This window comes from Paraburkholderia sp. GAS38, from assembly GCF_050434965.1.
Lineage (GTDB): Bacteria > Pseudomonadota > Gammaproteobacteria > Burkholderiales > Burkholderiaceae > Paraburkholderia > Paraburkholderia phenazinium_A.
Map to the genome: position 1 here is coordinate 195,870 of NZ_JBNDJO010000007.1, position 12,267 is coordinate 208,136.

At 62.5% G+C, this 12,267-nt stretch carries 12 protein-coding genes; all 12 read left to right on the forward strand.

All coding sequences use genetic code 11. The features are described 5' to 3' along the window. Window positions 1–2: 2 nt before the first annotated feature. The 12 genes from P3T42_RS18580 to P3T42_RS18635 all read left to right on the forward strand — a co-directional run bounded on the left by P3T42_RS18580 (window position 3) and on the right by P3T42_RS18635 (window position 11,822). A complete protein-coding gene (locus P3T42_RS18580) occupies window positions 3–779 on the forward strand; it encodes an L-iditol 2-dehydrogenase (protein WP_429306862.1) in 777 nt (258 codons plus the stop codon). Between the two features lie 35 nt (window positions 780–814). Beyond that, window positions 815–1,573 carry a GolD/DthD family dehydrogenase gene (locus P3T42_RS18585; protein WP_429306863.1) on the forward strand — a complete coding sequence of 253 codons (759 nt, stop codon included), beginning with the start codon at window positions 815–817 and terminating at the stop codon, window positions 1,571–1,573. A 155-nt stretch (window positions 1,574–1,728) separates the two neighbouring features. Next, on the forward strand, window positions 1,729–3,000 hold the full coding sequence (locus P3T42_RS18590; protein ID WP_429306974.1) for an ABC transporter substrate-binding protein: 1,272 nt from the start codon (window positions 1,729–1,731) through the stop codon (window positions 2,998–3,000). Between the two features lie 250 nt (window positions 3,001–3,250). Continuing rightward, window positions 3,251–4,375, forward strand: coding sequence for an ROK family protein (locus P3T42_RS18595; RefSeq protein ID WP_429306864.1), 1,125 nt, complete (start codon window positions 3,251–3,253; stop codon window positions 4,373–4,375). Window positions 4,376–4,714: 339 nt separating this feature from the next. After that, on the forward strand, window positions 4,715–5,848 hold the full coding sequence (locus P3T42_RS18600) for an alpha-D-ribose 1-methylphosphonate 5-triphosphate diphosphatase (RefSeq protein ID WP_429306865.1): 1,134 nt from the start codon (window positions 4,715–4,717) through the stop codon (window positions 5,846–5,848). Between the two features lie 229 nt (window positions 5,849–6,077). Beyond that, a complete protein-coding gene (locus tag P3T42_RS18605; RefSeq protein WP_429306866.1) occupies window positions 6,078–6,977 on the forward strand; it encodes a phosphate/phosphite/phosphonate ABC transporter substrate-binding protein in 900 nt (299 codons plus the stop codon). Continuing rightward, window positions 6,974–7,834 carry a phosphonate ABC transporter ATP-binding protein gene (locus P3T42_RS18610; RefSeq protein WP_253190072.1) on the forward strand — a complete coding sequence of 287 codons (861 nt, stop codon included), beginning with the start codon at window positions 6,974–6,976 and terminating at the stop codon, window positions 7,832–7,834. Before P3T42_RS18605 ends, P3T42_RS18610 begins: the two co-directional genes overlap by 4 nt. Next, window positions 7,831–8,631 carry a phosphonate ABC transporter, permease protein PhnE gene (gene phnE / locus P3T42_RS18615; RefSeq protein ID WP_143788320.1) on the forward strand — a complete coding sequence of 267 codons (801 nt, stop codon included), beginning with the start codon at window positions 7,831–7,833 and terminating at the stop codon, window positions 8,629–8,631. Before P3T42_RS18610 ends, phnE begins: the two co-directional genes overlap by 4 nt. Before the next feature lie 51 nt (window positions 8,632–8,682). After that, window positions 8,683–9,339 carry a DapH/DapD/GlmU-related protein gene (locus P3T42_RS18620; protein ID WP_074296214.1) on the forward strand — a complete coding sequence of 219 codons (657 nt, stop codon included), beginning with the start codon at window positions 8,683–8,685 and terminating at the stop codon, window positions 9,337–9,339. A gap of 212 nt (window positions 9,340–9,551) precedes the next feature. After that, entirely contained in the window at window positions 9,552–9,827 is a 276-nt protein-coding gene (locus P3T42_RS18625) for a metal/formaldehyde-sensitive transcriptional repressor (protein ID WP_074296213.1), read from the forward strand. 8 nt (window positions 9,828–9,835) lie between these two features. Then, window positions 9,836–10,846 carry a CDF family Co(II)/Ni(II) efflux transporter DmeF gene (dmeF, locus tag P3T42_RS18630; RefSeq protein WP_429306867.1) on the forward strand — a complete coding sequence of 337 codons (1,011 nt, stop codon included), beginning with the start codon at window positions 9,836–9,838 and terminating at the stop codon, window positions 10,844–10,846. Window positions 10,847–11,483: 637 nt separating this feature from the next. Continuing rightward, window positions 11,484–11,822 (forward strand): hypothetical protein, encoded by a 339-nt coding sequence (locus P3T42_RS18635; RefSeq protein WP_429306868.1) that lies wholly within the window; start codon window positions 11,484–11,486, stop codon window positions 11,820–11,822. Window positions 11,823–12,267: the final 445 nt, after the last annotated feature.

The window sequence follows — 12,267 nt, forward strand, 5'->3', positions numbered from 1 at the left end:
AAATGCAACTCAAGGACAAGATTGCGATCGTGACAGGTGCGGCGGCCGGCATTGGCGAAGCCGTGGTGCGTCGCTATCTGGATGAAGGCGCCAAGGTGGTGGTCGTCGATGTAAAGCCGCAGACCGAGCTCGAAACAACTTATGGCGACGTGCCTGCCGAGCGGATCGTACTGATGCGCGCCGACGTCACGACGCGCGAGGGTATCGAGGAGATTGTCCGCACCACCCTTGCGCGCTTCGGGCGTATCGACATCCTCTTCAACAACGCCGCCATCTTTGACATGCGTCCGCTGCTGGAGGAGTCGTGGGAGATCTACGACCGTGTCTTTGCGGTGAATGTGAAGGGCATGTTCTTTCTGATGCAACGTGTGGCCCGCCAGATGGTGGAGCAGGGTGGCGGCGGAAAGATCATCAATATGGCCTCGCAGGCGGGACGCCGTGGTGAGGCATTGGTCGCGCACTACTGCGCGAGCAAGGCTGCCGTGATCAGTTACACCCAGTCGGCCGCGTTGGCGCTCGCGCCTCATCACATCAACGTGAACGGCATTGCGCCGGGCGTGATCGACACGCCCATGTGGAGGGACGTCGACGCGCTCTTCGCGCGCTACGAAAACCGTCCGGTCGGCGAGAAGAAGCGTCTTGTCGGAGAGGCCGTGCCTTTGGGGCGGATGGGTCGTCCGTCCGAGTTGACGGGTGCCGCCGTGTTCCTCGCGTCGGCGGACGCGGATTACATCACCGCCCAGACGCTCAATGTCGACGGCGGCAACTGGATGAGCTGACCGCAGCCTTCGGATCACATGATCGAGGAACCATCATGGTTTTCAAGTCGAACACTACTTATGACTTTACGGATGCGGTCGTCGTCATCACCGGCGCGGCGGCCGGAATTGGGCGCAAGACCGCAGAGCTCTTCGCAGAGGCGGGCGCCACTTTGGCGCTGATCGACCGCGCCCAGTCGGTGACGGAAGTGGCATCGAGCCTCGGCGCCAAACACGCCGGCTGGATTGTCGATGTGAGCGATGCTGCATCCGTCACTGCGGCGGCGAACGACATTTTGACGCGCTTCGGCCACGTGGACGTGCTGGTCAATAACGCGGGTATCGGGCCGCTCGCGCCCGCAGAGAATTTCCCCCTGGAGACCTGGGATAAAACGATCGCCGTTAATCTGACCGGAGCGTTTCTAATTGCGCGTGCCTTCGCGTCAAGCATGCTCGCGCGCAAAAGCGGCCGGATCATCAACCTGGCGTCGCAAGCTGCCGTGATCGGCATCGAAGGCCATCTTGCCTACTGCGCCAGCAAGGCCGGCATTCTCGGCATGACCAATTGCATGGCGCTCGAATGGGCACCTCATGGCGTCACCGTGAATGCCATTTCACCGACCGTGGTCGAGACCGAGTTAGGACTAAGCGGATGGGCAGGGGAGACGGGAGTGCGCGCCCGAGCCGCCATTCCAACCCGCCGGTTTGCCAAGCCTGCTGAAATCGCTTCCGCCATTCTGTATCTGGCTAGCACGGACGCCGCCATGATAAACGGAGCCAACGTGTTGATTGACGGCGGTTACACCATCACTTGAGCCCGGCACGACTCATCGTGATTGAAGTTCTCTGTTCGATCTAGGTGCTAGATAATTTTCCAGGAGACGAAATGAAAGCAAAGCTCTATCGCAGAGAGGGAATCCTGCGCACGTTATATCGTGGTGTCGCAATGACTGCCGCCATGTGCAGTGTCATGGCGGTAAGCAACGTTGCGCAGGCAACCACCGTCACGGTCGGCGTTCCCAACAATAACGACCAGATTGAACTGAAGAAGCTGTCAACGGCGTTCGAGAAGGCTAACCCGGACATTCAGCTGAAATGGGTCGTGCTCGAAGAAAACGTCTTGCGGCAGCGCCTGACGACGGACATCACGACCAATGGCGGCCAGTTCGATGTGCTGGCCATCGGAACCTACGAGGCGCCGCTGTGGGGCAAACGCGGCTGGCTCGTGCCGATTAGCGGTTTGCCGGCAGACTATGATCTCAACGATATGTTCAAGACCGTGCGGGAGGGTTTGTCCTATGACGGCAAACTCTATGCGCTGCCGTTTAACGCAGAAAGCTCGATGACGTTCTATCGCAAGGATCTGTTCGCGGCAAAAGGCCTGACCATGCCCGATCAGCCCACTTACGAACAGATCAAGGACTTCGCGGACAAGCTGACCGACAAGAGCAACGGCATCTACGGCATCTGCCTGCGTGGTAAGGCAGGCTGGGGCGAGAACATGGCCTACGTCGGTACGCTCGTCAACACGTTCGGTGGCCGCTGGTTCGACGAGAAGTGGCATGCGCAGATCAATTCGCCCGAATGGAAGAGCGCCATTAGTTTCTATACGAACCTGTTGCAGAAGGACGGTGCGCCTGGCGCCAGTTCGAATGGCTTCAACGAAAATCTCTCCCTGATGTCGAGCGGCAAGTGCGCGATCTGGGTCGATGCCACTTCGGCTGCCGGCATTCTCTACAACAAGAACGAATCCACGGTGGCGGACAAAGTGGGATTTGCCGCTGCTCCGATTCAGGCGACGCCCAAGGGCTCGCACTGGTTGTGGTCCTGGGCGCTCGCGATCCCGAAGACGTCGCGCTCGCAAGATGCGGCAAAGCGATTTGTCGAGTGGGCGACTTCGAAGGAATACATCAAGTTGGTGGGCGCCGATATTGGTTGGGCCTCGCTGCCGCCCGGTACGCGTCTCTCGACTTACCAGTTGCCTGAATACAAACAGGCGGCGCCGTTTTCGGAGTTCGTGCGTAACGCAATCGAGACCGCGGATCCGGCCCATCCGAGCGCGCAGCCGGTCCCGTACACCGGCGTGCAATACGTTAGCATTCCGGAGTTTCAGTCGTTCGGTACGGTGGTCGGGCAGAGCATTTCCGGCGCGGTGGCGGGGCAGTTGACGGTCGACCAGGCCTTGGCCGCGGGTCAGGCCGCCGCGGATCGCGCGGTGAAACAGGCGGGCTATCAGAAGTAAAGCAGAAGTAAAGCAGAAGTCATGCGGAAGTCAGCCACTGGTCGACAGTGGCATGCGCGGGCTGACGCCTGTCAGCCCGCGCCCGCTACGTGACCACCGGCGAAGTGCCGATGCTTGACGGTAGGTATACTACCTGCCGAAACGTACCGCCCTCGTACTGCGCAAGCTCGCGACGGGCTCAACTGCAACGGAGCATATTCGCGTGTCGATCAAGCATTCCCGACATCAGCATGGATTCAACGGGCCTCGTGTGCGCGACCTCAATCGGGCGCTCGTGCTCGAAGCCATCCGCCAGGACCCGGGCATCGGGCGTGCCGAGATCGCGGCATCTACGCGCCTGACCGCCGCGACGATCACCAATATCGTCACCGCGTTGATCGGGGAGGGCGCCGTCGAAGAAGCGGCTGAACGCGAAGCACGGACCACCGGTCAGCCGGTGCGCAGCCTGCGCATTATCCCCGGCTATGCGGCTACGATCGGCCTGCACTTCGACCACGAGTTCGCGACCGGCGTGCTGGTGGATGTGGCCGGCAATGTGATTCATGAAGCACGCCAACAATTGTCGATCGAGGATCCCGCCAGCGCGGTGCGAGTGCTTGCCAAGCTGTACGACGGCTTGCGCGACCATCCGCGTCGCGTCGGCAAACTGCTAGGCGTGGGCGTGTCGGTGATGGGCGCCATCGACCCCGTGCGCGGCCTCGTTTGCCAGTCAGCCGAATACCCTGCGTGGCGCGAGTTCGGCTTTCGCGACGCGTTGTCCCAGTTGGTCGACCATGAAATCCATATCGAGAACAACGGCACGGCCGCGGGCCTCGGCGAATACTGGTTCGGCGATGGCCGGCGCCTCGGCAGCTATCTCCATGTTTTTATCGGCAACGGCCTGGGTGGCGCATTGCTGATGAATCGCCGCGCGGTGCGCGGCCTCACCGGCAACGGCTGCGAGATCGGCCACGTCAATGCCCATCGAGAGGGCAAGCCTTGCTTCTGCGGCGCACGCGGCTGCCTCGAAACCGTGGTGTCCTTGCGCGGACTGGCCCATGCGCTGGGGCATGACCATGTCGCGGAACTCGATCTTGCCGCGCTGCACGCCAGGCACAGCGAGGCGTTCGATGCATGGGTCGAACAGGCCGGCACCGACCTGGGCCGGGTGCTTGCCGGCGTATCCAATGTGGTCGACGTGTCCGACATCATCGTCAACGGCCTGCTGCCGCCCGAGTTGCTGCAGCGTCTGCTCGCGCGCACGCGCGAGGTGGCGGCCGAGTACGAGATGAACGGCCGACCGGGGCGCCTTACCTTCCACCAGGGGCGCGCCAACCGGGAGATCTCGGCTGCGCTCGGCGCCGCCACGGTGCCGCTCTACGGCAACCTGTTCTGAACTGAACCCGGCGGGCCGGCGACGCGGCCCGCTCACGATGCGTGGCGCGACTTTCTCGGCCCATGTCATTGTGTTGTCATTCCCAACGGATCAAATGATCGTGCTGCCTGCGCATTTCCGTGCGCGAGCCGTGACGGATATGTGACGTGGATTGCTCGCGTTACCGGCGTTATCAGTTCATCCCTATACGTCTAGACGTTTAGATGATATTAGGGGCGCGATAACCGTGCTCTGGAAGATCGGGATGCCTCTGAGCGCCGCGCCGCCGCTAATTGCAACCGCTATTACTGTGCCCTGCGGCAACGCTCCGCGGGGCGGATTCGCATACGGAGTCAGTCGATGTTGATCAGTAACGCTCGCGTGGTGACGCGAGACGAAGAGTTTATCGGGACCGTGCGCGTCGAAGGCGGGGTCATCCGCGACGTCGAACGCGGCAGCACGGCCGCGCGCGATGCCGTCGACTGGGACGGCGATTATCTGCTGCCGGGCCTGATCGAACTGCACACCGACAATCTCGAGAAGCATCTCGCGCCGCGCCCCGGCGTGCGGTGGAATATCGACGCGGCGTTTGTGATTCACGATGCGCAGGTCGCGGCCGCCGGCATTACCACCGTGTTCGATTCGCTCAGAATTGGTGCGCGCTCCGACGTGGACATGCACCACCGCGAACTGCAGACGCAGTGCACGCAGGCACTCGCGCGCTTGTCGCAGAGCGAGTTGCTTCGTGCCGAACATTTCTTGCACCTGCGCTGCGAAATCGCCGCACCGGACGTGGTCGAGGTGTTCGATTCGCTTTACGCGCATCCGCTGCTGCGGCTTGTTTCCGTCATGGATCACACGCCGGGACAGCGGCAATGGCACGATGCCAATCAATGGCGCCGCTGGCAGGAACGTCACGGCAAGCTGACCGACGAACGCTTCGCCGCCGTGGTGGCCGAGCTTGCGGACGGCCAGGAGCGCTACGCCGATCAGCACCGCCGAAACATCGTGGCGCGTTGCGTCGAACTCGGCATTCCGGTGGCGAGCCATGACGATACGGTGGTCGAGCACGTCGAACAGGCGGCCGCCGAAGGCGTCGCGCTGGCCGAATTCCCAACCACCCGTGTCGCCGCGCAAGCCGCGCGCGAGCACGGCATCGCGACGATCATGGGCGCGCCCAACATCGTGCGGGGCGGCTCGCACTCGGGCAACATCTCCGCACTCGAACTCGCGCAGGCCGGCTTGCTCGACATCCTTTCGTCTGACTACGTGCCTTCGAGTCTGCTGACGGCGGCGTTTGAGCTCGTCGACAAGGCCGGCTGGACGCTCCCGCGCGCCATGACAACCGTATCCGCGGAACCGGCTCGCGCAGCGGGACTGCACGACCGCGGTGCGATCGAGCCCGGCTTGCGGGCCGACTTTGTGCGCGTGCGGATGCACGATGTGCTGCCCGTACCGCGCGAAACCTGGCGCGCCGGCGAGCGCGTCGTTTGAAGCACGTCATGCGGCGAATCATGCACACGGGCAGGGCAGTCAGGTAGCGCAACGGCATTCCATTCATCTAGACGTCTCCATGTAGACATGGATGTGTCACATGCGATTTCTAGAATGCGCCAGGTTGGACAGCAGGGCCGCGCCGACCGCCGTCACGGGCCGGTTCGCGCGGAAGCGGGAAAACGTCGTTGAATCGCACGCTACGCTTTAAACATGACTTGAGGACAATATGAAGGTATCCAAAATTTTCGCAGTCCTGGCGTTTGCGGCGGGTCTCGCCTCCGGCGCGGCACATGCAGACAGCACCTGCCCGAACAACGGCGTGGTTCGCTTCGGCGTCGAACCGTACGAATCGGCGCAACGCATGCTGCCGGTTTACACGGACCTCGCCAAGATGATCGGCGACAAGCTCGGCTGCACGGTACAGCTTTATGTGGCAACCAGCTATAACGCCGAGATCGAGGCGATGCGCAACAACAAGCTCGAATTCGGCCAATTCGGCCCGCTCGGCTACGTGCTCGCCCATCAGGTCGCGCATGCCGAGGCCGTGGCGACGTTCGCCGGCGAACAGGGCAAGCCGGCCACCTATTACGCGTCCATCGTCACGTGGCCCGGCTCTGGCATCAAGACGCTCGCCGACACCAACGGTCGCTCCTTCGCGTACGCCGATCCGGCTTCCACTTCGGGCCATCTGTTTCCGGCTTATGGTCTGAGCAAAAACGGTGTGGACCCCGACAAGGGCATCAAGGCCATCTATGCGGGCAGCCACACGGCATCGTTCGAGGCGTTGCGCAACCACAAGGTCGACGCGGGCGAACTGAACAGCGAAGAAATCGCCAGCGCCAAGCTGCACAACGAGTACGACCCCGCCGCTTACGTGACGCTGTGGCAGTCGCAGCCCATTCCGCTCGATCCGCTGGCCGTGCGCGCCGATTTGCCCGCTGATTTCAAGGCTCGTTTGGCTAGCGTGCTGAGTTCGCTCGATCTGCATCAATTGCCGGAGGCCGATCAGAAGTTCCTGGCGTCGAATGAAAACCCGGAACTGAAGACGGTGCCGCAATCGGATGCCGCCTACAACCAGATTCGCGATCTGGTGTCCACGCTCCATATCGATCTGGCAAAACTGTGAATACCTCGATCAGCGCATCCGGCGATCTGCCGCTGGACCCCGCGGCCGCATTCGGCGTCGCAGGGTCCAGCTCACGCGCGATGGCGCCGCGCACCACGCTGGCTCCCGGCGAGAAACTGGCCGTCCACGACCTGACGATGCGTTACGCGAACGGTCATACCGCGCTGCGCGATTTCAATGTCTCAGTCAGCGGCGGCGAGATGGTGGTGGTGCTGGGTAGCAACGGCAGCGGCAAGTCGACCTTCATGAAGTGCGTGGTCGGACTGAACCGGCCGACGTCCGGCTCGGTCGAGGTCGCCGGACGCGATCTGGCCGCGCTCTCGGGCAAGGCTCTGCGCCGCGCGCGTCTGCCGCTTGCGCTGATTTCGCAGAACGCCAATCTCGTCAAGCGACGCAGCGTGCTGGCTAATGTGTGCTGCGGCACGCTGGGGCGTCATCGGACCCTGGGGACCGCGCTGGGACGCGTGCCGCGCGAGGAAATCGAACCGGCCCGCGCGTATCTGGACGAAGTCGGCCTGCTGCATCTGGCCGGCCAGCGCGCCGGCACGCTCTCGGGCGGACAGGCGCAGCGGGTGGCGGTCGCACGCGCGCTCGCGCAACGTCCGCATGTATTGCTCGCCGACGAGCCGGTAGCGAGCCTCGACCCCGAAGCCGCCGACGAAGTCATGCGGCTGTTGCGCCGCCTCGCCACCGAAGACGGTCTTGCCGTGGTCTGCGTCCTGCACCAGCCCGAACTGGCGGCGCGTTATGCCGACAGGCTGGTTGGCTTGCGGCGTGGCCGGATGGAATTCGACCGGCCGGCATCGCAGGTCTCCAGCCAGCAGATCGCGCAGCTCTACGTCGACGAGGCCTCATGAACAAGGCTCTGGCAATGCGCGCGCCGACCGGCTCGCCGGGCGCACGCCCATTCTGGACGGTGTGCGTGATCGTCGTCGCGCTTGCGCTGTTCGTGCAGGCGTGGATCGTTGTGCAGGCGCGTCCGCAGGACCTGGTGACCGGCGCCCACGGGATGGCCGACATCATTTCGCGCGCCATGCCACCGGCATTCGATCAGTTCGTGCCGAATCTCTGGCCCGTGCTCGAGACGATCGACCTGGCGATTTTCGGCACCGTGTTCGGGGTCATTCTGGCTTTCCCGCTAGCCATTCTGGCCGCCGCGAATGTCACGCCGGCGAAGCCCTTGTATGTCGTTTCGCGCGCGCTGATCGGCGTCACGCGCGCGGTGCCCGATCTGGTGTGGGCGCTGCTGTTCGTGACCGCCGTCGGGCTCGGACCGTTTCCGGGTGCGCTCGCGCTGGCCGTGCACTCGGTCGGCATGCTGGGGCGGTTGTTTGCGGAAGTGATCGAAGACATGGACATGGGGCCGGTCGAAGCGCTGACACTCACCGGCGCCGGCCGCTTGCAGGTGTTGAGCCATGCCGTGGTGCCGGGCGTGTTGCCGTCGCTGCTCGGCATTGGGCTGTTCCGCTTCGATGAAAACCTGCGCTCTTCGCTGGTACTGGGGTTTGTCGGCGCGGGCGGCATTGGCTTTCAGTTGCTGACTGCAATGAACCTGTTCCAGTACCAGACGGTGTCGTTTCTGCTGATCGCCACGTTCCTGCTGGTGGCGTGCGCCGAGCGCGTTTCCGCCTGGCTGCGCAGCCTCGTTTTGTGAGTGCGCGGCGAAGGCCATCTTCAATACCTCATTATTTAAATTCGTACTGCTATGTTGATCAATCATGGCGTCGCGGTGGATCCGTGGACGCAAGGTCGCGTCATGTCGGAAGATCCGGAGATCCATCCGACGGCGGTGGTTCGGGCCAGCGACTTTGGCCGCTATACGTATCTGGGTCCACGCAGTTACGTTGCCGGAACGGTCATGGGCGATTATGGCTATGCAATGGGCGACAATCAGATCGCTCATGCGGTGATCGGCAAGTTCGTCAACATTGCCACCGGGGCGCGGGTGAATCCGCCCAATCATCCTACGTGGCGCGCGACGCATCATCACTTCACCTATCGCTCGCGTTCTTATGGCCTGTCTCTCGACGACGACGCGGGCATATTCAAATGGCGCGCCGAGGATCAGGTCGAGATCGGCCATGACGTGTGGCTTGGGCATAACGCCATCGTCATGCCGGGCGTCAAGATTGGTACGGGCGCGGCGGTTGGGTCGGGAGCCGTTGTGACCAAGGACGTGCCGCCGTTTGCGATCGTCGTGGGCGTGCCGGCGCGGGTGCTGCGCTTCCGGGTTGAGCCGCATGTTGCGGAGCGTCTGCAGCAGATTGCGTGGTGGGATTGGAGTCCTCAGCAGATCGACGCGGCGTTGGCCGATTTTCGCGCGCTCGGTGCGGAGGAGTTTGCGGAGAAGTATGGGAGTTAGGTTGGCGATAAGTAGTCGGCGAGCGTGCTCACGGTGTGATTCACATGCCGGTTGTCGAGCACGTATTGCTGCAGCGAGAGCGTTTGCGGCGACGGCGACGCCTGCACTTCGAGCAGCGGACTGAATTACAACTGACCGCCTGCGCGGCCCTGATCATATACCCCTCCCCCCTATCTGATATATACTCCCCCCGGGTATATCGGAGGTGATCAGTGAGCCATACCATTCGCGAGAAACAGAAGCTGCTTAACCGCGTCCGCCGCATCAAGGGGCAGGTGGAGGCCATCGAACGTGCGCTTGAGGAAGAGCGGGAGTGCGTCGATGTGCTGCAGCAGATAGCCGGCTGCCGCGGGGCGATGAACGGCCTGCTGGCCGTCGTGCTCGAAGACCATATCCGCTCGCATCTCGTCGACGCCGAATCCCACAAGGAGCCGGGCGTCAGTGCGACGGACCAGCTCATCGAAGTCGTGCACAGCTATTTCAAGTAGAGCAAACCATGAGTGATTTCAAAGACGCTGCGTTTGGGGCGGGCCACGACCATATCTTTCTGGGCGCGGCCCATGAACAGAACGAGCGCAGAACATGGGCGGTCATCGCGCTGTGCAGCGCGATGATGCTGGTTGAAATCGTCGGCGGCGGTATGTTCGGGTCGCTGGCGCTGGTCGCCGACGGTCTGCACATGTCGACGCATGCGGGTGCGATGCTGATTGCCGCCCTCGCCTATACCTATGCGCGCAAGCATGCCGCCGATTCCCGCTTCGTGTTCGGTACCGGCAAGCTGGGCGACCTGGCCGGCTTCACCAGTGCCATCGTGCTGGCCATGATCGCCGTGCTGATAGGGTATGAGGCAGTGGCGCGCTTTCTGTCGCCTGTGCCGATTCATTTCGGCGAGGCGATTCCCATCGCGGTTGTCGGACTGCTCGTCAATCTGGCGAGTGTGTGGCTGCTGAGCGGCCACCATCATGGGCATAGCCATGCTCATGGCCACGATCATGCTCATGGTGATGACGGGCATGAGCATGAGGTCGAATCCGATGAGCACGACCACGCCCATGACGCCCACGACGCCGCGACCCGGGACCACAATATCCGCTCGGCCTACATCCACGTCATGGCCGATGCAGCAGTCTCCGTGTTGGCAATCCTTGGGCTCGTCCTGGCGCGTGCGTTCGGGTGGCTCTGGATGGACCCGCTCGCGGGCGTCATTGGCGCTCTGGTGATTGCAAACTGGTCGTATGGGTTGATGCGCGATACCGGTGCAATCCTGCTCGACATCAATCCGGACCGGCGCATGGCGGAGAACGTCCGCCATGCTATCGAAGACGGTGGCGACAAGGTGATCGACCTGCATGTGTGGCGGGTGGGCCCAGGTCACATGAGCGCGGTTGTGTCTGTGGCGACCAGCGAGTCACAGCGGGATTCCCGTTTCTATCATGCGGTGCTCGAGCGCTTCAAGGGACTGTCGCATGTTACGGTCGAGGTCCAGCTCGCGAATGCGATGGCGTGAACTGCAACGTCGCAACTACGCCGCGCTGGTGGCCCTGACTGTGCGATTCGTCGAACCCTGCTGGCTGGTCGAGGTGACGGTGACGGCGGCAAAGGTGTCTTAGGCCAATGGATGGCGGCAGCAGAGAGAGCGAGCGGATCGAGTCATCGTGACCCGGCCGAGCTCTGACCCACACCACGCCCAGCCCTACAACGGCACTGTCATTTCTGACAGTTACCCGCCGGATAGTCGACGCGCATAATCGGATTTCGTGGATCGGTCGGTGCGCTCCGGGATGGTGAAAGCCGGTCCTGCGTAGCAAAGGGCTCCGCTGTACCGCCCCGCGAGCATGGCGCTGTGCCCCGCGGCGCCAAGAAGAGTTTTGAGCCTTACCGAGGGCTGCTGGAACCTGAGAGCACGATAAGAAACGCGAGCAGGCCCGCGCGACGAGTGTCGCGACGGGCAAGCCGCAAGAAGGAATGCGCGGATCGCGCCGCTGTTGGTGTTTTGTAAAGATGCGCGTGTCTCGATACGCGAAAAAGTGGCAGGGTTTCTCCTTTTTCCGGATTGACTGGTATTCAGCAGAGCCGGTCATGTTGTTGGTCTAGCGGCAACGCGGTTCTCGCGTTGCCGGATCACCAGTTGGATTCGAGGCTCCATGACACTGACAAAAATCTCGCTGCTAAACCGCATGCAATGCGGGCATAAATACACCGCCACTCAACTGTCCCATTTGTTTTCTGTCTCGCGGGTGACGGTTCTCGGCATGCTGCGTGCGCTGGTCGACGAAGGCCAGTTGCAAGTCACGCGCACCAACTCACGGGTCATCCACTTCACACGCGAACTGCCCGAGTCGCAGCAATCGGGCGGTGTGGATAGCCGCGCCGTGGCGACATTTCCCGTCACGCGCAACGTCGAAGGTTGCCTGTCCAACTATGACCAGGAGCTGGCCGCCCGCTCGCGCCTTGCATTGCTCGCGCGCGACCGCTGCAGATAATGCCCGCGCGCCGGAATGACCCGCTTGCGGCGAGTCATTCCATGTCGTCTGACGCAATTCGCAGAACACCCCCATTTCAGATTGGCTGATATCGTTTTAGCGTGCCGGGCGATGGCTTTGTTGCGACATAAAAATTCCGAACGGGCAGCACACGAGCACATGGAGACCTTGCAATGACGCTCGACGCAACGCTAGAAGGGGCGTAACGCGGCTTGCCGATGCGCTCCGTGTTTGGGCCGGTATTGACGGTTTATCCCAAGAGCCGCGACCCGGCGTCCCGCCAGGCCGTGCCAGGGCTGATCCGGGATCTCAGCGCTGACATTGATGCGCATGGCGCCGGATCAGGGTTAGTCGCCGCCTTCGCGCCGGCGCTCCGGGGCGAGTGGAACGGGCGGCACATCCCGATCCATACTGAGGTGCTCGACCAAGACGTCAAGTTTCGCAA